Annotated in this window: 22 protein-coding genes and 3 tRNA genes; 6 read left to right on the forward strand and 19 right to left on the reverse strand. The window is 71.2% G+C overall.

Features of this window, described 5'->3' with window-relative positions:
• Positions 1 to 310 precede the first annotated feature (310 nt).
• The 3 genes from nusG to BJ999_RS38105 form a co-directional block, all read right to left on the reverse strand.
• Complete coding sequence (nusG, locus tag BJ999_RS38095; protein WP_229810606.1) at positions 311 to 1,216, reverse strand: transcription termination/antitermination protein NusG; 906 nt, start codon at positions 1,214 to 1,216, stop codon at positions 311 to 313.
• Between the two features lie 80 nt (positions 1,217 to 1,296).
• The gene (secE, locus tag BJ999_RS38100; protein WP_089315420.1) at positions 1,297 to 1,551 is read right to left on the reverse strand and encodes a preprotein translocase subunit SecE; all 255 of its coding nucleotides are present in this window, start codon (positions 1,549 to 1,551) and stop codon (positions 1,297 to 1,299) included.
• 122 nt (positions 1,552 to 1,673) lie between these two features.
• Positions 1,674 to 1,746: transfer RNA gene (locus BJ999_RS38105), tRNA-Trp, on the reverse strand.
• A gap of 256 nt (positions 1,747 to 2,002) precedes the next feature.
• Between BJ999_RS38105 and BJ999_RS38110 the strand changes: the two genes are divergently transcribed.
• Complete coding sequence (locus tag BJ999_RS38110) at positions 2,003 to 3,214, forward strand: pyridoxal phosphate-dependent aminotransferase (RefSeq protein ID WP_179837722.1); 1,212 nt, start codon at positions 2,003 to 2,005, stop codon at positions 3,212 to 3,214.
• A 175-nt stretch (positions 3,215 to 3,389) separates the two neighbouring features.
• Here the strand turns inward: BJ999_RS38110 and BJ999_RS38115 are convergent, their stop codons facing one another.
• From BJ999_RS38115 to BJ999_RS38125, 3 genes are all read right to left on the reverse strand, one after another.
• Positions 3,390 to 4,139 (reverse strand): hypothetical protein, encoded by a 750-nt coding sequence (locus BJ999_RS38115; protein ID WP_179837723.1) that lies wholly within the window; start codon positions 4,137 to 4,139, stop codon positions 3,390 to 3,392.
• A gap of 3 nt (positions 4,140 to 4,142) precedes the next feature.
• Entirely contained in the window at positions 4,143 to 4,652 is a 510-nt protein-coding gene (locus BJ999_RS38120; protein WP_179837724.1) for a SigE family RNA polymerase sigma factor, read from the reverse strand.
• Between the two features lie 132 nt (positions 4,653 to 4,784).
• Complete coding sequence (locus BJ999_RS38125; RefSeq protein ID WP_179837725.1) at positions 4,785 to 5,753, reverse strand: hypothetical protein; 969 nt, start codon at positions 5,751 to 5,753, stop codon at positions 4,785 to 4,787.
• Positions 5,754 to 6,022: 269 nt separating this feature from the next.
• On the opposite strand from BJ999_RS38125, the gene BJ999_RS38130 reads away from it, so the two are divergent.
• Positions 6,023 to 7,084 carry an adenosine deaminase gene (locus tag BJ999_RS38130; RefSeq protein ID WP_229810622.1) on the forward strand — a complete coding sequence of 354 codons (1,062 nt, stop codon included), beginning with the start codon at positions 6,023 to 6,025 and terminating at the stop codon, positions 7,082 to 7,084.
• Positions 7,085 to 7,152: 68 nt separating this feature from the next.
• On the opposite strand, the gene BJ999_RS38135 is transcribed toward BJ999_RS38130, so the two are convergent.
• The 6 genes from BJ999_RS38135 to BJ999_RS38160 all read right to left on the reverse strand — a co-directional run bounded on the left by BJ999_RS38135 (position 7,153) and on the right by BJ999_RS38160 (position 11,885).
• On the reverse strand, positions 7,153 to 7,854 hold the full coding sequence (locus BJ999_RS38135) for a GntR family transcriptional regulator (protein ID WP_218935422.1): 702 nt from the start codon (positions 7,852 to 7,854) through the stop codon (positions 7,153 to 7,155).
• A gap of 80 nt (positions 7,855 to 7,934) precedes the next feature.
• A complete protein-coding gene (locus BJ999_RS38140; RefSeq protein ID WP_179837727.1) occupies positions 7,935 to 8,516 on the reverse strand; it encodes a TMEM165/GDT1 family protein in 582 nt (193 codons plus the stop codon).
• A 238-nt stretch (positions 8,517 to 8,754) separates the two neighbouring features.
• Positions 8,755 to 9,822: a UDP-N-acetylmuramate dehydrogenase gene (locus tag BJ999_RS38145; protein ID WP_179837728.1), complete on the reverse strand. Its 1,068-nt coding sequence runs from the start codon at positions 9,820 to 9,822 to the stop codon at positions 8,755 to 8,757.
• 104 nt (positions 9,823 to 9,926) lie between these two features.
• Positions 9,927 to 10,352: a MaoC family dehydratase gene (locus BJ999_RS38150; RefSeq protein WP_179837729.1), complete on the reverse strand. Its 426-nt coding sequence runs from the start codon at positions 10,350 to 10,352 to the stop codon at positions 9,927 to 9,929.
• The gene (locus tag BJ999_RS38155) at positions 10,352 to 10,789 is read right to left on the reverse strand and encodes a MaoC family dehydratase N-terminal domain-containing protein (protein ID WP_179837730.1); all 438 of its coding nucleotides are present in this window, start codon (positions 10,787 to 10,789) and stop codon (positions 10,352 to 10,354) included. Before BJ999_RS38155 ends, BJ999_RS38150 begins: the two co-directional genes overlap by 1 nt.
• Before the next feature lie 373 nt (positions 10,790 to 11,162).
• The gene (locus BJ999_RS38160; protein ID WP_179837731.1) at positions 11,163 to 11,885 is read right to left on the reverse strand and encodes an LOG family protein; all 723 of its coding nucleotides are present in this window, start codon (positions 11,883 to 11,885) and stop codon (positions 11,163 to 11,165) included.
• Between the two features lie 141 nt (positions 11,886 to 12,026).
• On the opposite strand from BJ999_RS38160, the gene BJ999_RS38165 reads away from it, so the two are divergent.
• On the forward strand, positions 12,027 to 12,209 hold the full coding sequence (locus BJ999_RS38165) for a hypothetical protein (protein ID WP_179837732.1): 183 nt from the start codon (positions 12,027 to 12,029) through the stop codon (positions 12,207 to 12,209).
• Complete coding sequence (locus BJ999_RS38170; RefSeq protein WP_179837733.1) at positions 12,206 to 12,802, forward strand: NUDIX hydrolase; 597 nt, start codon at positions 12,206 to 12,208, stop codon at positions 12,800 to 12,802. Before BJ999_RS38165 ends, BJ999_RS38170 begins: the two co-directional genes overlap by 4 nt.
• Positions 12,803 to 13,193: 391 nt before the next feature.
• Here the strand turns inward: BJ999_RS38170 and rpmG are convergent, their stop codons facing one another.
• The 4 genes from rpmG to BJ999_RS38190 all read right to left on the reverse strand — a co-directional run bounded on the left by rpmG (position 13,194) and on the right by BJ999_RS38190 (position 15,123).
• Entirely contained in the window at positions 13,194 to 13,358 is a 165-nt protein-coding gene (gene rpmG, locus BJ999_RS38175) for a 50S ribosomal protein L33 (protein ID WP_026404241.1), read from the reverse strand.
• A 117-nt stretch (positions 13,359 to 13,475) separates the two neighbouring features.
• Positions 13,476 to 13,549 (reverse strand) — tRNA-Met (locus BJ999_RS38180).
• Positions 13,550 to 13,842: 293 nt separating this feature from the next.
• Positions 13,843 to 13,915 (reverse strand) — tRNA-Thr (locus BJ999_RS38185).
• Positions 13,916 to 13,995: 80 nt separating this feature from the next.
• Positions 13,996 to 15,123: an acyl-CoA dehydrogenase family protein gene (locus BJ999_RS38190; protein ID WP_179837734.1), complete on the reverse strand. Its 1,128-nt coding sequence runs from the start codon at positions 15,121 to 15,123 to the stop codon at positions 13,996 to 13,998.
• Positions 15,124 to 15,202: 79 nt separating this feature from the next.
• Between BJ999_RS38190 and BJ999_RS38195 the strand changes: the two genes are divergently transcribed.
• Entirely contained in the window at positions 15,203 to 16,234 is a 1,032-nt protein-coding gene (locus BJ999_RS38195) for a hypothetical protein (protein ID WP_179837735.1), read from the forward strand.
• Positions 16,235 to 16,324: 90 nt separating this feature from the next.
• On the opposite strand, the gene BJ999_RS38200 is transcribed toward BJ999_RS38195, so the two are convergent.
• Together BJ999_RS38200 and BJ999_RS38205 are read right to left on the reverse strand one after the other, a co-directional pair.
• Positions 16,325 to 17,053, reverse strand: a complete 729-nt coding sequence (locus BJ999_RS38200) for a PP2C family serine/threonine-protein phosphatase (RefSeq protein ID WP_229810607.1) — start codon at positions 17,051 to 17,053, stop codon at positions 16,325 to 16,327.
• A 68-nt stretch (positions 17,054 to 17,121) separates the two neighbouring features.
• Positions 17,122 to 17,550: a TerD family protein gene (locus BJ999_RS38205; protein WP_218935424.1), complete on the reverse strand. Its 429-nt coding sequence runs from the start codon at positions 17,548 to 17,550 to the stop codon at positions 17,122 to 17,124.
• Positions 17,551 to 17,904: 354 nt separating this feature from the next.
• Between BJ999_RS38205 and BJ999_RS38210 the strand changes: the two genes are divergently transcribed.
• The gene (locus BJ999_RS38210; protein WP_229810608.1) at positions 17,905 to 18,513 is read left to right on the forward strand and encodes a cadmium resistance transporter; all 609 of its coding nucleotides are present in this window, start codon (positions 17,905 to 17,907) and stop codon (positions 18,511 to 18,513) included.
• Between the two features lie 221 nt (positions 18,514 to 18,734).
• Here the strand turns inward: BJ999_RS38210 and BJ999_RS38215 are convergent, their stop codons facing one another.
• The gene (locus BJ999_RS38215) at positions 18,735 to 18,896 is read right to left on the reverse strand and encodes a hypothetical protein (protein ID WP_179837738.1); all 162 of its coding nucleotides are present in this window, start codon (positions 18,894 to 18,896) and stop codon (positions 18,735 to 18,737) included.
• Between the last annotated feature and the right edge of the window lie 501 nt (positions 18,897 to 19,397).

The following is a 19,397-nucleotide window of genomic DNA, read 5'->3' on the forward strand; positions in this document are numbered from 1 at the left end:
TCTCCCTCGTGTTCCGTTTCACTGTGGTCCCGACTCCCGGACACCGGGCGACACGGCGGGCGGAACTAGACCGCCGCGTTGGGACCTTGGCCGACCCCCCGCGCCCCCGCGTGTGCGGGGCGCGAAGCCGCACCCTCACGGGCGCAGCGCTGGGGCCATCCCCGCGCGAGCGGGGCCGACGGGCGCCCGCCTCCGAGGACCGGAGGCCGGGAACCCGAACCCGTCCCCGCCTGGGCGGGAACGGCCCGTCCAGGATACGGCCTGGCCGGAGCGGCCCGGACGTCTCGGGGACGGGGTCGGACGTGAGCTGTCAGATCTTGGAGACCTGGTTGAAGGAGAGCTCGACCGGCGTCTCGCGACCGAAGATGGAGACCAGGACCTTGAGCTTCTGCTGCTCGGCGTTGATCTCGTTGACGGTGGCGGGGAGGGTGGCGAAGGGGCCGTCCATGACGGTGACCGACTCGCCGACCTCGTAGTCGACGGTGGCGGGGGCCTTGGCCTGCTCCTTGGCGGTCTTGGCGACGCCCTCCTCCGGCTCGGGGGCCAGCAGGTTGGCGACCTCGTCCAGGCTGAGCGGGGACGGCTTGTTCAGCAGGCCGACGAACCCGGTGACGCCGGGGGTGTTGCGGACCGCGGCCCACGACTCGTCGGTGAGCTCCATGCGGACGAGGATGTAGCCCGGCAGGACCTTCTCGTTGACCTTCTGGCGCTTGCCGCCCTTGATCTCGGTCACCTCGTGCTGCGGGACCTCGATCTGGAAGATGTAGTCCTCCATGTTGAGGGTCTGCGTGCGGGTCTCGATGTTGGTCTTGACCCGGTTCTCGTAGCCCGCGTAGGAGTGCACGACGTACCAGTCGCCCGGCTGGAGGCGGAGCTGCATCTTGAAGTCGGCGTACGGGTCGGCCGGCGGCTCGGCGGCGGCCTCCTCCTCTTCGCCGGCCTCGCCTTCGGCGGCCTCCTCGGAGGCGGCCTCGTCCTCGGCGGACGGGGCCGGCTCCTCGCCCTCGACGGACTCGGCGAGCTCGGCGGCGCCCTCGGCCGCGTCCGGCGCGGGGCCCTCCCCCTCGAGCTTCGTGTCCGCGGGCTCGGCGTCACCGGCGGAGACGACCGCCTCGGCCGTCTCGTCGGCGGGCTCGGCCGCCTGGTCGGCCGCAGCAGCCGCAGCGGACTGGGCCTCTTCCACGGCCTCGTCGTAGGGCTGTGAGGGCTCGGACACGGTCAACTCTTCTCTCGGTCTGCGGTGATGGACTTGCGAAGGTACGGCGGGGCCCGGCATCCGGCCCTGGCCGGGCGGCGTCAGCCGAAGAGCTCGTAGATGCCCTTCTGCAACCCGTAGTCGACGCCGGAGACGATCGCGACCATGACCAGCACGAACACGAGCGAAACGGTCGTGTAGGTGATCAGCTCTCGCCGCGTCGGCCAAATGACCTTGCGCAGCTCGGCAATGATCTGGCGCACGAACAGCGCGGGCGAGGTCCGCTTGGAAGGGGACTTGTTCTTGCCCTTGCCCTCGTCCTTGGCCTCGGGCTCGTCGCGAGTCTCAGTCGCCATTTGCCGCCGTTCACCTCATAGGTCGTGATCCAACCACTCTGTGGTTGCCGCGCGGTCCCGTGCCGCGGAGTGCCACGGCGACGCCATGGCGCGGCCGGCACGGGTGCGCGCACCGCACCTCGCAGGGCAGGAGGGACTCGAACCCCCAACCGCCGGTTTTGGAGACCGGAGCTCTACCAGTTGAGCCACTGCCCTTCGCTTCTCCGGCTAAGGAGAACCCCGACCACAGGATCGGGTGGGTGCCGGGTCCCAGCTTACGGCCTGATCTGTGCCCGCGTGCGGACAGGCGCGTATACCGGCGACACGTCACTTGGAGGAGGAGTCTACGTGCCGGAGGGGCCCGCGTCGAACCGGATACCGGGGGACCGCCGGGAGGCCGCGGCGGCGACCCGTCCGACCGGCCTGGATATATGGCTGCGGGTCCCGGCGCGCCGTCTGTAACGATAGGGGGATGAGCATCGACCGTCCTCGCATCTCCAAGCGCATCGCCGCGATTTCCGAGTCCGCCACGCTGGCCGTCGACGCCAAGGCCAAGGCGCTGAAGGCGGCGGGCCGCCCGGTCATCGGCTTCGGCGCGGGCGAGCCCGACTTCCCGACCCCCGACTACATCGTCGAGGCCGCGGTGACCGCGTGCCGGGTGCCGCGCTTCCACAAGTACACGCCCGCGGGCGGGCTGCCCGAGCTGCGCGCCGCGATCGCCGAGAAGACCGAGCGCGACTCCGGCCACCGGGTCGATGCGTCGCAGGTGCTGGTGACCAACGGCGGCAAGCAGGCGGTGTACGAGGCGTTCGCGGCGCTGCTCGACCCGGGCGACGAGGTGATCGTCCCGACGCCGTACTGGACGACCTACCCCGAGTCGATCAAGCTGGCGGGCGGGGTGCCCGTGGACGTCGTCGCCGACGAGACCACCGGCTACAAGGTGAGCGTCGAGCAACTGGAGGCGGCCCGCACCGACCGGACGAAGGTGCTGCTGTTCGTGTCGCCGTCCAACCCGACGGGCGCGGTCTACAGCCGCGACGAGATCGAGGCGATCGGGCGCTGGGCGGACGGGCACGGCCTGTGGGTCGTCACCGACGAGATCTACGAGCACCTCGTGTACGGGGGCGCCGAGTTCCACTCGATGCCCGTGGTGGTGCCGGAGCTGGCCGACCGGACGCTCGTCCTGAACGGGGTGGCCAAGACCTACGCGATGACCGGCTGGCGGGTCGGCTGGCTGATCGGCCCGGCGGACGTGGTGAAGGCCGCGCAGAACCTGCAGTCGCACGCGACGTCCAACGTGGCGAACGTCTCCCAGGCCGCCGCGCTCGCCGCGGTGACCGGCGACCTGTCGGCGGTCGCGGAGATGCGCACGGCGTTCGACCGGCGCCGGCAGACGATGGTGCGGATGCTGAACGAGATCCCGGGTGTGGTGTGCCCCGAGCCGGAGGGCGCGTTCTACGCCTACCCGTCGGTCAAGGCGCTGCTCGGCAAGCAGGTGCGCGGCAGGCGTCCGGAGACGTCGGTGGAGCTGGCGTCGCTGATCCTGGAGGAGGCCGAGGTCGCGCTGGTGCCGGGCGAGGCGTTCGGCACGCCGGGCTACTTCCGCCTCTCCTACGCGCTGGGCGACGACGACCTGGTCGAGGGCGTCTCGCGCGTCGCGAAGCTGCTGTCCGAGGCGGGCTGACCCCCACAGGCACGCCGTGTGAGCGAACCGGCGTACACGAAACCGGCCCCGGGCGCACAACTCCCGGGGCCGGTTTCGTATGGGACGGGTTCCGCCGGTTCCCGTCCCGGGAAGTCCGGCGGGACGTCCCGCGCACGGCCCCTCTCCGCCGTGGGACGCCCCGCCGGAACGGGGTTCAGGGGCGCACGCCCTCCGCGATGCGCATGAGCCGGTCCTTGGCGGAGCCGGAGGCGGTCACGGTGACTCCGACGCCGTGCCGTGCCAGCCAGGAGATCTGCCGCGACGAATCGGGACGGTCGCCGGTCAGCGCGGGCATGCCGTGCACGGACGTGCGGCCGGGAATGCCGGGCGCGCGCATCAGGTCCTGCGGGCCGGTCAGACCGCCCTTCACGAGCGCGATCTCCACCCAGCCGCCGCTGCCGCGCCACGCGCAGGTCGTGGTCGTGCGGTCGGCGTCGCCGGAGACCGCGCACGGGCCGGTGGCGGCCAGGCCGTCCGGCAGGTACGTGATCCACTTCGGCAGCGCGCCCGCGACGCCGCCCGCGCCCGGCTTGGGCGGGGCCTGCCCGTCGCCGGACGGGCCGCGCGCCTCCGGCTTCTGCGAGGCTCCTGCCTCGGGCCTCCCCTGAGGAGACGGGGACTCGGGGAGGCCCGAGGCGGGAGGTCGTTCCGGCAGCCGAAGAGCCGAGACGGTGTTGCTGGGACGGGTCGTCTCGGTGTCTCCGGCCGGTGTGGCCCGGAACGACTGATAGGTGGGTACCAGGGCCAGGGCGGCGACCGAGGCCGCCGCGACGCCCGCGGCCGCGTGGACGCGGGCCTTGCGGCGGCGGTGGCGCCGCTTGACGTCGGTGACGAGCGACTGTGACGCGGTCGCCCCGGCCACCTGCTCGGCCATGGCCTTCCGCAGTTCACTCTCCAGATCCATCGCTCATCTCCCCAAAGGAGCCAGGTTCCTGTCGAGGCGTTCCCGGAGCCTGGCGAGCCCCCGGGAAGCCTGGCTCTTCACCGTTCCGACCGAACAGCCGAGAGCCTGTGCCGTCTCCGCCTCCGAGAGGTCCTCCCAGAAGCGCAGGACCAGCACCGCGCGCTGCCGGGGGCCGAGCTTGCGCAACTCGTCCATGAGGGTCCCCCTCAGCTCGACGGAATGGTTCGGCGATTCGGCCGGCGTCTCCGGGAGCCGCGCCATTTGGATCTCCCGGAGCACCTTCCACCGCCGGGACCGGCTGATCACCAGATTGACCAGGATCCGGCGGACGTACGGCTCGGGATCGCTGCCGGCTTCCAGCCGCCCCCACTGGCGGTAGGCCTTCTCTAGCGCGGTCTGCAGGATGTCCTCGGCGTCCTGCCGGGCCCCGCACATCAGTGCCGCGGTGCGCAGCAGGGCATCGCCGCGTGCCGCCACGAACTCCACGAACGACTCGTCGTCTCGACGCCCCACAGTGCTCCGTCCCGGCTAGAGCGGTTCCGGCAGTTTGTGTTGTCGGGACGGGCGGCCTCCGCGCCAGGGCCGCCCGCCCACGTCTGTGTTGTGTTAGGTGTTACTGATGTCGCCCTGGTCCGTTACCGGGTGTCAGCCCGCCTTGCGCAGGGCGGCGGCCACGTCCTTCGTCCCGCCGGCCAGGACGGGGCTGCCGTTGATGAACAGCGAGGAGCCGTTCGGGTCGAACAGCAGCACGCCGTTGCCGTTCGGGCTCTGCCAGGCGGCCAGGCCGGCGATGGTCAGCGGGGTGCCGCCCTGCGGCAGGCCGAGCGCCTGGCGCAGCTGCTCCTGCGTCATGCCGGCGCGCGTCTTCAGCGTCTCGACGGTGAGCCACTGGCCGGCCCTGCCGGTCCACTTCTGCGTGACGGCGCAGATCTGCGCCTTGCGCAGGTCGGCGGAGCCGGGGACGGACGACACGTAGCGCAGGCCCTTGGCGGTCATCACGGTCTTCTCGACGGTGCTGCCGACCTTCACGGCGGGCTTCAGCGTGCTGCAGTCGAGCTTGGGCAGCGCGGGCACCGCGGGCTTGGCGGGCGCGCCGGGCACGCCCGCGTCCGGCTTGGCCGCCGGGGCGCCGCCGGGCAGGTCGCCGGTGGACGGCACGCAGGTGGGCAGGTTCGCCGGGACACCGGGCTTGGCGGGGACACCGGGCTTCGCGGGGAGGGTCTTGCCGTCCGGGGCCTTCACGCCGGGGAGCTCGGTGCTCGGGATGCCGGCCTGCGGCAGGTCCTTGCCGGGGACGCCCGCCTTCGGCAGCCGGCCCTCCGGCAGGTTCTTCGTGGCCGGGTTCTGCTTGAGGTGCTGCTCGACCTGCTTCTTCACCCCGTCGGCCGGGACCTTGGGAAGTCCGGGCTTGGCCGGGAGGTCGGCCGGGAGGCACGTCGGGGCGCTCTTGGGCGCGGCGTCCTGCACCTTGCGCTCCACCGCGGGGGCCTTGGCGCCGTTCGACTGGAGGCCGGCCTCGTGGTGGGAGCCGGTCATGGCCCACGTCGCGCCGCCGCCCACGGCCACGGTTCCGACGGCGGACGCTGCGATCAAGGCGGCCTTCAGCGTGATCATCGTGAATCCCTTCTGACGGGGGTGTTGCTCTGGGGGGTGCCTGTCTCTCTCTGGCGCCCCTCGTATACGCACGGTGCCGGTGAGGGGTTGCACGGGATTCCCAACTTTTTTTCGGGGATGCCCATGGGGCGTGATGGCCGCCGCGAGTCATGCGAGGTAGTCCGGTGTGGTGATACTGCCGGGGCGGGCGTTCGACGAGGACGATGATCCGGCAACATTGGCTCATGGAGGCACGTACCGTTTCAGCCCGTCCGGTCGAGCACCGTCCCATGCCGGACCCCCGGGAACCCGCGCCCGCGCGCGGTCCCGCCCGCCCGGACGTGGCCCTGCTCCCCAAGGCGCACCTGCACCTTCACTTCACCGGGTCGATGCGGCATTCCACGCTCGTGGAGCTCGCCGGCCTGCACGGCGTCCACCTGCCGGACGCCCTCGTCGAGGACTGGCCGCCCCGGCTGCGCGCGACCGACGAGCGCGGCTGGTTCCGGTTCCAGCGCCTGTACGACATCGCCCGCTCGGTCCTGCAGACGCCGGACGACCTGCGCCGGCTGCTGCGCGAGACGGCCGAGGACGAGGCCGCGGAGGGATCGGGCTGGCTGGAGATCCAGGTCGACCCGAGCGGGTACGCGGCGCGCTTCGGCGGGCTGACCCCGACCGTGGAGCTGGTGCTGGACGCCGCGCGCCAGGCGTCGGAGGCGGCCGGCGTCGGCGTCGGCGTGGTGATCGCCGCGAACCGGACCCGGCACCCGCTGGACGCCAAGACCCTCGCGCGCCTCGCCGTGCGCTACACCGGCCAGGGCGTCGTCGGGTTCGGCCTGTCCAACGACGAGCGGCGGGGCCGCGCCTACGACTTCGAGGGCGCGTTCCGGATCGCCAAACGCGGCGGGCTGCTGTCGAACCCGCACGGCGGGGAGCTGCTCGGCCCGGCGAGCGTCCGCGAATGCCTGGAGACGCTGGAGGCCGACCGGATAGGGCACGGGGTCCGCGCCGTCGAGGACCCGCGGCTCCTGGAGCGGATCGTGGACCGCGGGGTGACGCTGGAGGTCTGCCCGGCGTCGAACGTGGGTCTCGGCGTGGCCGCGACGGCGGCGGACGTCCCGCTGCGGCGGCTTTTCGAGGCGGGCGCGTCGATCGCGCTCGGCGCCGACGACCCGCTGCTGTTCGGCTCGCGGCTGGCGCGCCAGTACGAGCTGGCCCGCACCGACCACGCGTTCACCGACGCCGAGCTGGCGGAGCTGGCCCGGCAGTCGATCCGGGCCTCGGCGGCCCCGGAGGACGTGCGGCGCCGGCTGCTGGCGGGCGTCGACGCCTGGCTCGGCGACCCGCCGCGGTAGCGGTCGTGCCGCCGGAGGCGGTCGTGCGGCCGGGTGCGGTAGCGGTCATGTGGCCGGGCGCGCGGCGGTCAGGTGGCCGGGCGCCAGAGGCCCCGGCGTTCGAGGTGCGATACCAGCAGCTCCCCCGCCCGGACGATGTGGGCGCGCATCTCCTCGCCGGCCGTGCGGGCGTCCGCGTCCCGGAGCGCCGCCAGGATCCGCCCGTGGTCGCTCACGGCGACGTCCGGCCAGTCGGCGAGCCGTCCGTACAGGCCGCGCGGCACGTACCGGGCGGCCGTGCCGAGCGACCAGGCGAGCTTCGGTGAGTCGGCGGCCAGGTTGATCTCCCGGTGGAAGAGGTGGTTGCGCTCTTCCATGAGGTCGGGGCGGCGCGCGGCCTTGTCGCGCGCCAGCGCGTGCTGGAGGCCGTCCAGCCGCGCCAGGGTGGCGGGCCCGATCCGGGGCGCGGCGCGCACGGTCAGCTCGGCGGCGATGCCCGCCTGCACCCAGAACAGGTCCTGGACGTCCCGCTCCGACAGCGGCGCGACGACGAACCCGCGCCGCGGCTCAAGGACGACGAAGCCCTCGCTGCGCAGCGACTTCAACGCCTCCCTGACGGGCGTGACGCTGATGCCGAACTCCAGGGCCAGCCGTTCCAGCCGCAGGTGGTCGCCGGGCCGGATGCGCCCGTCCATGATCAGTTCTCGGATGCGGGCGGCGGCCTCGTCGCTCAGCTGGAGCCGCGTGCCGAGCGCCTGCCGCGGCGGGGGAAGGGAGGCGGGTAGGGCCACGGTGGTAACTCCCGTCCGGGCCCTGCCGCGGTGGAGCCTCGCGGTTGCTCAAGGGCCCTGGAGTGAGTGTTCCCGCCGGGTCACGCGGTGATGCCCTCGAACAGGAGCAGGACGCCGAAGATGGCGAACCCTGCTGCGGCGCCGTACTTGATGACGCGCTCGGGCAGCCTGCGGCCGAGCATCTGGCCGGCGACGATGGCGAGCGCGTCGGCGGCGACCATCCCGACCGTCGAGCCGAGCCACACGCCGGTCAGCCCGGCGAGGCCGCCGTGGTCGGCGGCGAGGGTCACGGTGGCGAGCATCGTCTTGTCGCCGAGTTCGGCGAGGAAGAACGCCCCGCCGACGGCGAGGATCGCCGATCCGGTGGCGCGCCGCGCCTTGTCGCGCTCGTCGTCGTCCAGCTCGTCGCCGCGCAGCGTCCACAGCGCGAAGCCGAGGAACGCGATGCCGGCGATGATCGAGATCGGGCCGGTGGGGAGCGCGGCGCCGAGGGCCGCGCCGAGGGCGACGCTGGCCAGGTGGACGATCGCGGTCGCGGCCGTGATGCCGATCAGCACCGGGAGCGCCCGGAAGCGGGTCGCGAACGTCATGGCCATGAGCTGGCTCTTGTCGCCCAGCTCGGCCACGAAGATCACGGCCAGGCTGATGAGGAAGGCGGTCACCTGATCCCTTTCGCTCGTGCTGCCGGGCGAAGGGCGGGGGCTCGCGCGCACGACCTCGGCCCGGCATGACTTCCGGGCCGAAGGTCTCGTCCGCCGCGATGTGAATCGGGCCCGCGTGACCGGGCGCCGTCGGCGGCGCCAGTATGTCGATCACGCGATTGGGACTACTCCCCCTCGACGCCGTCCACCCTACCAAGGCGGCTCCGGCGGCCCGCGGTCAGAGCCCTCGGACCTGCGGTCAGAGGTTCGCGCCGATCATGACGGGCTCGTTGACCAGCTCGACGCCGAACGCGTCCCGGACGCCGTCGCGGACCTCGCGGGCCAGCGCGAGCAGGTCGGCGGCGGTGGCGCCTCCCGGGTTGGTGAGGGCGAGGGTGTGCTTGGTCGAGATGCGGGCCGGTCCGCGCGCGTGGCCCTTGGTGAACCCGGCGCGGTCGATGAGCCAGGCGGCGGACGTCTTCACCCGGCCGCCGGCCTCCGGATAGCGCGGGAACGTCGCGTCCGGGCCGAGGCGTTCGGCCACGCGGCGTTCGAGCTCGGCGAGCTGGTCCGGGTCGAGGATCGGGTTGGTGAAGAAGGACCCGGCGCTGCGGGTGTCGGGATCGGTCGCGTCCAGGACCATGCCCTTGCCGCGCCGCAGTTCGAGGACGGCGTCGCGGGCCTCCTTCAGCGTGACCCGGTCCCCCGGCCGGACGCCCAGCCTCCGCGCGAGTTCGGCGTAGGCGATGGGCTGCGACTCCTCGGCCTCGTCCAGGGCATAGGTCACGTCCAGGACGACATAACGGTCATTGCCCTTGAAGACGCTGTGCCGGTAGGTGAACCGGCACGCGTCGCGGTCGAGGGTGACACAGGCGCGGGCCTCCCGGTCGTAGGCGCGGACCTCCACGATCGTCTCGCTGACGTCCTGCCCGTAGGCGCCGACGTTCTGGATCGGCGTGGCGCCGACGCGGCCGGGGATGCCGGACAGGCACTCGACGCCGGCGAGCCCGTCGGCGACGCAGCGGGCGACGAACGGGTCCCAGTCCTCGCCGGCCTGGACGCGCAGGAGCACCCTGCCGCCCTCGGCTGCGACGCGTTCGGTGCCGCGGGTCCCGACGTGCACGACGGTGCCGGGGAACCCGTCGTCGGACACCACGAGGTTGCTGCCGCCGCCGAGCACGAGGACCGGTTCGCCCTCGTCGTCGGCCTTGCGGACGGCGGCGACCAGCTCCGCCTCGGTCGTCGCCTCGACGAAGCGCCGCGCGGGACCGCCCAGCCGCAGCGTGGTGTATCCGGCCAGGTTCACGTCTTCGGCGAACACCGCCACGTCGTCTCCCCCTCCTGCCCTGCCCCGCGCCGCCGGGCCGGCCCGCCCTCGTCCCCTTGACGTGCGCACCGGCCGGGGCGGCCCCGGCCGGTGCGTCACCGCGCTCAGGCGAGCTTGACGACCGCCTTGGCGCGCGTGAGGACCTTCTGGTCGTTGGACCTGGCGGTGAGCGCCACGACGACCTTGTTGTCGTCGAGCTTCTCCTCCACCTTGCCGCTGATCTCCAGCGTCGCGCCGCCCTCGTCCGGGACCACGACCGGAGAGGAGAACCGTACCCCGTAGTCCACGACGGCGCCCGGGTCGCCTGCCCAGTCGGTGACGAACCGGCCGCCCTGCGCCATCGTGTACATGCCGTGCGCGATCACGTCCGGGAGGCCGACGGCCCTGGCGACGCCCTCGCGCCAGTGGATCGGGTTGAAGTCGCCGGACGCGCCCGCGTACATGACGAGGTTGGCGCGGTCGACGGCGTAGGTCTGCTTGGGGATCTCGGTGCCGACCTCGACGTCGGCGTAGTTCACCTTGGCGGTCATCAGGCACCCCGCTCCACGATCGTGTTGTAGGACTTGCAGACCGGCTCGCCCTCGACGGTGGCGATCTCGGTCTCCACGACCATCTTCTCGTTGTTGCCGATCGACCTGATCTCGGTGATCGTCGAGGTGCAGGTGATGACGTCGCCGGCGCGCAGGGGGCGCGTGTACTCGAAGCGCTGCTCGCCGTGCACGACCATCGCGTAGTTGAGGCCGAGGTCGGGGTCGGCGAGTCCGGGGTTGCCGAGGGAGACCACGATCGGGAAGGTGGGGGGCGCGATGACGTCGGGGTACCCGGCCGCCTTGGCCGCCTCGCGGTCGCGGTAGAGCGGGTTGCGGTCACCGATCGCGTCCGCGAACTCGCGGATCTTCACCCGGCTGACCTCGTAGGGCTCGCTGGGCGGGAAGCTCCGCCCGATGAAATCACGGTTGAGTGCCATGCAGTCCGTTCCCTCCAGATGGACCAGGGCCCGCGGACTCTCGCCGGCCGCACCGCTACGCCGGCCGGGGGTGCCCGGGCGCCCTCTGAGCGCGCTGGTTCCGTCTCTTCGGACGGACGGTAACAGAACGGCATTCACACCGTCCGCGCGGGTCTCACCGCCGAGAACGGACCTGCCGGGACCGTGCGGACGGCCGGGGGAATGGGCCGCCCGTGGAAGTGGACGGTGCGTGGAGTGAGCGGGGTGCGGGGGCTCTGTTCGGGGTTGGCGGGCGCGGGTCGTTCGCATACGTGAAACTCCCGGGCGGACAGCGAGGCGCTGTCCGACCGGGAGTCCAGTGACGCTCAGGGAACCCGCCTGGGGAGCGGGATCCCTACTTCACGCCGTCCTGGGAGACGGCGTGCTCGGGCATGAGGTCCATGACCTCGTCCACCGTGTCGACGAGACGGTAGAGGTCGGGGTCCCCGGGGGAGATCTTGCCGCTGGGCAGCATGGTCTCCCGGATCCAGGCGTCCAGTCCTCCCCAGTACTTCCGGCCGACCAGCACGATCGGCCGCCAGGGGATCTTCCGGGTCTGGACGAGGGTCAGCACCTCGAACAGTTCGTCGAGGCTGCCGAAACCACCCGGCAGCACCACGACCGCGTCCGAGTACTTCACGAACATCACCTTGCGGGTGAAGAAGTACCGGCACTCGACCCCGATGCCGAGGTCGGGGTTGAGCTGCTGCTCGTTGGGCAGCACGATGCCCACGCCGACCGAGAGGCCGCTCGCGTGCGCCCCCTTGTTGGCGGCGCCCATCGCGCCGGGACCGCCGCCCGTGATCACGGCGAATCCCTTCGCGACCAGCGCGGCGCCGATGCCGACGCCGAGCTCGTACTCCTCCGTGCCGGGCTCGGTGCGGGCACTGCCGAACACGGTGACCGCCGGCTGGCCGATGCCGTCGAGGGCCCGGAAGCCCTTCTCGAACTCGGCCTGCGCCCGCCGGCCCAGGAACGAGCTGGGCTCGACCAGGGCGGGCTCGGGGGCGCCGGAGGTGGTCAGGTGAAGGCCGTGCCTCTCAGCCGAACCGGCTGAGGGAGAAATCGGTTCTGTCATCTCTTTTCTCCGTTGAAGCTCCTTGCGCCGTCCGAGACGTCGCAAGTGCACCCGAATCTCGGGCACGCTCTTGATCGTCCGATGCTGCGGGCCGGCCGCAACCCCCGATGGCGGACGAGTTCCGGCGGTCGAGGACCCGCGGTGCGCGCCGCGCTGACCTGCGTGCGCACCGCGATGATCAGTGCGCGCACCGGCCTGGAGGCGTCGCCCGTCGGGGCACGCCCGACCATTGCCAAAGGTCGCCGGTCCTGGACTGTCCTGACTGCGGCACAGTGCCGCGAGATATCCGACAAACAAGAAGAAGAGGGAGTGAAGCAGCGATGAACGCTGCCCCGAATAAGCCCAAAAAACCATGCGACGGTCATTCTGTCGCCGTCATCGTCACCGATCCGCAGCTGGGTGTGCTGATCGGCGACATTTCCGACGGCCGCGGCGCGTCCGGCGTGGGCGGGCATGTCACCGACGACTTCGCCGACTTCGACGAAGCGGCGCACGGAGAGGTCCGCGAAGAAACGGGCCTGATCGTCACATCGCTGCGACCGCTGTTCGAAGAGCCGGTGTGGCGTTCCAACCCGTGCAAGCGCGGGGACGGCCCGTTCGGACTCGGCCACTTCTGGCAGCTGTACGTTGCCGAGGTGGAAGGGTGCCTCACCCCTGATCGGGGCTCGTTCCACAACGTGCGATGGGTCTCCAAGACCCAGTTGCAGGAACTGGCCCAGCGCACCCTGCAGCGCGTCAGGAACGAGCTCACCGACGAAGAGTGGGCCAGCAAGCCCGGTCTCACGTTCTCCTGGGTCCGGTGGCTCGTCGAGGCCGACCTGATCGAGATGGCCGAACCGGAGCTGCAGGAGATCGAGGAGTTCATGCTCACGGACGAGACCAACCGTCCCAACACCGCCCGGGAATCAACCAGGTGAAAACTGCCTGAGAAGCGCCTGGGTGAAACCTGCCCGGGGACCGGTCGGCAGCTGAGCTGCCGACCGGTCCTCGGGACCTGTGCAGTGCCCTGTTGCGCTGCGGGCGGCCGTCTCTCCGGGTGGATCAGCACCGCTGATCCGCTTCTTGCGGACCGACGGCACCAGGACGACGTTCAGCCCGTTCTCGCGGGCCTCACTGCGAGAACGGGCTGATTCGTGTCAGGGCAAGCGTGCGAAGAAGTCTGCGGGGCCTGCGGGGCGGACTCGCGCCGTGGACGGGGTTCCCGGGCCGGACGGTGAGTCCGTGGCCGGCGGGATCTCCCTGTTCGGACGGTGGGTCCTGGCCCTGCGGTCGAGCGCAGCGGGCAGTACTTCTCCGTCCGGACCTCGGTTAGCGGGTCTCCCGGTGCGGACGGTGCGTCCGGCAGTTGGGGCAGTACTTCTTGATCTCCAGGCGGTCCGGGTCGTTGCGCCGGTTCTTCCGCGTGATGTAGTTGCGGTGCTTGCACTCCTGGCAGGCCAGCGTGATCTTCGGCCGGACGTCGGTGGCAGCCACGATGGAGTGCCTTTCTGAGCTAGGGACATGGACTTTCGGACCTCGGCCGTCCCGGGGGACGGCCGGCGATTCGACCCAGCCTGCTCACCCCCGTCGAGGGGTGAGAGACCTGGGTAGTAGCGAGGGCCGGACTTGAACCGGCGACACAGCGATTATGAGCCGCTTGCTCTGCCTGACTGAGCTACCCCGCCGTGATGGTCGGTGTGGACCGGATTGCCAGGATACCGGATGCGCACCGAGCCCTGGGAACACGAGAACCCGGATGAGCATCGGGGAACCGGTTCCGCGGGCTCCGCGGGACCGTCCCCCAGGTTACCGGGTGCACCGATGAGCTGCGAAACGTCCTGCTAGAACCGGTGGGACGGTACCACAGGCCCAGGTATGGAGCGAATCAGGACGGTCGGCGCCGCGAACCGGCGGCGGCCGTGCCCCCGGTACGACGAAGGCCGCCGTCCGGAGTGCGGATGGCGGCCGGGATGTCGTGAGCCCCTTTACGGAATCGAACCGTAGACCTTCTCCTTACCATGGAGACGCTCTGCCGACTGAGCTAAAGGGGCCTGCGTCGTTCGCGCAGTGAAACCATACACGGCCTGGGCGCGTGGTGCGAACCAGATTCCCGCGACGGTGTCCGCGCTGGTCAGCGCAGCAGGTTGCGGGCGATGACGAGCTGCTGGATCTGGCTCGTCCCCTCGTAGATGCGGAAGAGGCGGACGTCGCGGTAGAAGCGCTCGACGGCGACGCCGCGCATGTAGCCCATGCCCCCGTAGACCTGGACGGCGCGGTCGGCGACCCGTCCGACCATCTCCGAGCAGTAGTACTTGGCGCAGGACGGGCCGAGCTTGGTGTCCTCGCCGGCGTCGTAGGCGCGGGCCGCCTCCAGGACCATCGAGCGTCCGGCGTAAAGCTCGGTCTGGGAGTCGGCGATGAGCCCTTGGACGAGCTGGTACTCGCCGATCGCCTTGCCGCCTTGGCTGCGTTCCTTCGCGTACGCGACGGTCTCGTCCAGGATCCTTTGGGCGAGACCCACGCAGACGGCGGCGATGCTGACTCGTCCATGGGCGAGCGACGCCATCGCAGTGCGGAAGCCCGTCCCCTCCGTCCCGACCAAGGCGTCGGCGGGGACGCGCACACCGTCGAAGAAGACCTCGGCCGTGTGGGCGCCGCGCTGGCCCATCTTCTCGTCGGACGGACCGACGCGCAGGCCGTCCGCGCCCTTCTCGACGAGGAAGGTGGAGATGCCGCGGGAGCCGGGGCCGCCCGTCCTGGCGAAGACCATGAAGACGTCGGCCTCGGGCGCGTTGGTGATGAACCGCTTGGCGCCGTCGATGACGTAGTCGTCACCGTCGCGGGCCGCGGTCGTGGTCAGCGCGCTCGGGTCGGACCCCGCCTCGGACTCGGTCAGCGCGAACGCCCCGATGACCTCGCCGGACGCGAGCCTCGGCAGCCAGGCGTCCTTCTGCGCCGCCGTCCCCGAGTTCACCAGGACCTGCCCGGCGATGCCGTTGCTGGTGCCGAACATGGAGCGGAACGCGGGGCTGGCGTAGCCGAGCTCGAAGACCAGCCGCACCTCCTCGCTCAGCGACAGGCCGAGCCCGCCGTACTCCTCGGGCAGCGCGTACCCGAACAGGCCCATGTCGCGGGACGTGCGCCGCACCTGCTCCGGGATCGCGTCGGTCTCCTCGATCTCCTCCTCGCGCGGGACGACCTGGTCGCGGACGAAGCTGCGGACGGCCTTGAGCACGTCGGCGAAATCCTGTGGCTCCATGCGTGTCATTCTAGAATCAGATTCCAGGATGGTGGGCGGGTTCCGGGCCTGCGCCCCCGATATGCCAGGCTGATCATTTATGTCGCTCCAGCCTCTCGTCGATCAGATCGTCCGGGCCGCGATGGTCGAGGACCGCTCCTTCGGCGACCTCCTCCCGCAGCTCATGCAGGTATTCCAGACAGCCTCCCCCGCCGAGATGACCGCCGCGCTGCCCCGCCTGGCCGAGGGCATCGCCGAGGCACCCCCGAACCTCGGCGGCTGGCTCGCCATCGTCTCCGGCGCCTGGATCGAGAACGGCGCCGACCCCGCCGCCGTCGGCGAGCCCCTCGTCCACCGCCTCTCCGAGGTCACCGCCGCCGCACTGGCGTTCGCCAACGCGTGGGACCAGGCCGCCGGCGGCAAGCCGCCGCCGGACATGCAGGAGGAGCAGCCGTCCCAGCAGGTCTTCGACACCGTCGCGCCGCACCTCGGGGACGGCGCCGTGACCGCGATGATGTCGTGGTTCGCGCTGCCGCAGTTCACGATGGCGGGCTGCACCGTCCTGCAGATGGGACCCTCGGTGCGGGCCGGCCTCGCCGACCGCGACTTCCTCACCTTCGCCGCCGGGCAGGCGTCCCAGTACCTCGGGCAGATGGAGCACTACCAGGCGCTGCTGCGCGTCCTGGACGGCGAGCGCCTCCTCGTCCTCGACCGAGCGAGCCGAAAGGGCTGGACGGTCACCATCGGCGGGATCGGCGACAACTTCCAGTTGCACGTCCTGCTCGGGGGCGCGCTCATCGGACGTCCCGGCGGGCTGACCGGCGACCGTCCCGCCCCCGAGATCATCGCCTGCTTCCTGAACGCCGACGCCCCGCCCGGGCCGCCGGTCATCTCCAGCCCGTGGAACCTCGTCGACGCGCACGGCGAGTGGATCTGGAACGAGGGCGTACCGGCCGACATCCCGGTCGTGAACGGCACCCGCGTCGTCGTGATCGACCCGCCGTCCTACGAGCGCACGTTCCCCGCCGGCCGGCGCTTCCCCCTCATGCCCGCCACCCTCCGCGTGGACGGCATGCACCTGCCGGAGGACCTGGACGCCTGGTGGCCGCACATCGCGGCCCCGACGCGCTGAGGCAGGGCGGCCCCGACGCGCTGAGGCAGGGCGGCCCCGACGCGCTGAGGCAGGGCGACCCCGACGCGTTGGCGGAAGGGCGGGCCGCGGTCAGGTGTCGAAGCGCACGAAGACGGCGGTGGCGTCGTCGTACCGCTTGCCGCGGGCGGCGGTCGCCGCCGCCTCCGCGGCCCTGGTCCTCCTGACCAGTTCCCGCGGGCCCTCCTCGTCCAGGAGGCGCAGCAGATCGCCCCACCCCATCTGGCCGAACCGCTCCACGAGCCTGGACGCGCCGTCGCTCAGCACCGCCGCCCGCCGCAGCCCCTCGACCGGCACCTCACCGGTCAGCCCCTCGTACGCGGCCTCCGGCCTGGTGCTCGCCACCCAGAACCCGCCGGGGCTGTTGCGCGAACGCCGCACGCCCTCCAGGGTGTAGCTCGGCAGATGGTCGACCCGGTCGTCCCGGAAGACCCTGATCTCGCCGACGTCCACCACGATCGGCGAGTCGGCGAGGACGTACCACTCCACGGCCCCGCCGCGGCGGCGCAGCAGCGACACGGTCGCGGACGGGCTGTCCGGATTCCCGAGGTCGCACGTCTCGGTGTGCGCCTCCCCGGTCACCTTGATCGCCTCGGCGACCAGGTCGGGCAGCGGCTTGCCGTCCTCCAGCGCCAGCAGCGCCGCGATCCGCCCGCCGAGCCTGCGCACCAGCCACGCCGGATCGTGCCGGCACCCGCTGTCCACCCCCTGCGGCGCCGTCGCGCCGTCCAGCAGCACCACCCACCCGGGCCCGGCCGCCACGAAGTCCTCGTTCTCCCGTCCCGGCGTCGCCACACTCACATAACTCACCTGCACAGATGCAGGTTTACCCGCTGGCCCGCCCGTTGCGGGCCGCTAGACCAATTCCCTTACCCCGCGTTCCCCCGCACGTCCTGATGTGGTCGCCGGTCCCGGCGCCGGTCGGTCCTCGACGTCGACGCCGAGACCGCGCGCCGGCCCGTACAGCCGGAGTCGTGGCCCTGCCCGACCACGCGGAGCCGCCACCGCCCTTCGCGCCGGTAGACCTCGGCGAGGAGCATGGTGCGCTCCGTGGTCCCGGCGTCGAGGGTCGCCTGCACCGGCACCCGCTCGCCGTCACCCGGACCCACGGTGACCTCGACGGCGCCCATTTCCCCGAACGTCACCACACCGTCGATCGCCGCCACGACGACAAACTCCTCGGCCAGGAATCCGTAGTCGAAAGGCGCGTTGTGCGCCAGGAGCACCCATCCACGAAACATTTCCGCGACGCGCCGGGTGACGTTCTCGTCGACAAGCACCCACTCGTGCGCGAACATGGCGGCAGGCTAATCCCGCCTTTGACTTCGCGCGGACATTCGGCCTGACCTGCCCACATGCGGACAACAGGTATTACCGCGAGCCGAACACAGATCCCCTTCGGCCGGTCCCGGCCAACGCTGTTACTCGGCCCGCCGACGTCAAGCAGCGGCCGTTCTGTGAATTCTCATTACGCGGAGGTTGGGTCTTCGACCCGGCTCCGAGGATGCCGACCACCGAAGGCGTGGAGACGTCGCAGACGGATGTATGGAGTTTCGGCGCCCGCCACGATCCTCCGGACCACTTCCAAGATGCGGCCGCCCCCACGAACGTCGCCTTCCCGACCTTCTCCCCGCTCCGGTAGGTTCCGGCAGGTGGACGGAATCGCGGGCACGATCGCGACGGCGTGCGGCATGTTCGCGGCGACGAACGTCGACGACCTCATCGTCCTGACCGTCCTCTTCCTGTCCGGGCGAGCGACGGGATCCCCGAGGCCCCGGCAGATCTGGGCGGGCCAGTACGCGGGCATCGCCGCCCTGGTCCTCGTCTCGGTGGTCGCCGCGCTGGGCCTGACGATCGTCCCTGACGAGTGGATCGGTCTGCTCGGCCTCGTCCCGCTGGCCCTGGGGGTCCGCGGGCTCGTCGCGGCCGTCCGTTCCCGCGACCAAGACGGCCCTCCCGCGGTGGCCTCGGGATTGCTCCCGATCGCCGGCGTGACGATCGCCAACGGCGCCGACAACATCTCGGCCTACACCCCGGTCTTCCGCACCATCGGCCCGGCGCCCACCCTCGTCACCGTCGCTGTCTTCGCCGCCGGCGTGGCTCTGTGGTGCGTGGCCGCGTCCTGGCTGGGCTCGCACAAGAAGGTCATCGACCTTCTCGACCAGCACGGCCGATGGCTCGTCCCGGTCGCCTTCATCACCATCGGCGCGCTGATCGTCCTGGAGTCGGCGCACGACCTCCGCCACGCCCTGGGCATGTGACCCTCGTCCCTCCTCTTGCCGTCGGCCCACGCCCGCGAAGTGAGGGGGCGGACTGCGGCGGGAAGAGCTCCAGCTCAAGAAAAAAGGGGGGAACAACTCGGTCGCGATCTGGTTCGCCACGAGACGACCTCTTCGCAACGTCCACTCAGAGATAACCCTGCCAGGCCCAAGAGAAGGGCCGGGCCCCCTCATCGAGAGGGCCCGGCTGGAATGCTTTGCGATCAGCGGTTCGGCTGCTCTTCGGTGGACTCGCCAGAGCGAGGAGTCTCCTGCGGGGTGGTGGTGTCACCCTGCTCCTCGTCCTTGTCACGGGTCACCGCGAGCACCGCCCCGACAGCTGCCGCTGCGATGACCTGGCGTCGTGTGATCTTGGAGCCTGCCATTGCCTTTCCTCTTTTCTCTTTTTTTTCGGTTGTCTACGGACCGAGTCCGCAGAATGGACTGTCCGTGGAAGGTGCCCCATCGCAAGCGGCTCATGGCGACCGCGAGTACGGCCGCGCGCATCGCGATCAGCGCACGGAGCCGGCGACCTCACGTTCACCTCGGCAAAGATCCAGACCTTGAACGACGCGGACGCCTCGACGCTGACGTTCCACTTCGTGCCCGCCTGCCTGGTGAGCGTGTAGGTGCGCTTCACCGGCCGCTTCGACTTGTTGATCAGCTTGTCCCGCTCGCCCGTCGACCTGCGGTAGTTGACCTTGCGCTGGATCTTGGGTGATCGAGGACATCCGCGGCCATGTCCCGCACCGCAGTACCGGCCGCCGCAGCGGATCTCCTATGCCGGACCGCCGGAGGCGACCGCTGCCTCTGCCAGGGCCTGAGTTCCCGCCAAGCGGAAGAGCGTCACGTAACGCGTGCTCAAGGTTCGTCCGGCGATCACGATC

Source organism: Actinomadura citrea (assembly GCF_013409045.1).
GTDB classification, from domain to species: Bacteria; Actinomycetota; Actinomycetes; order Streptosporangiales; family Streptosporangiaceae; genus Spirillospora; species Spirillospora citrea.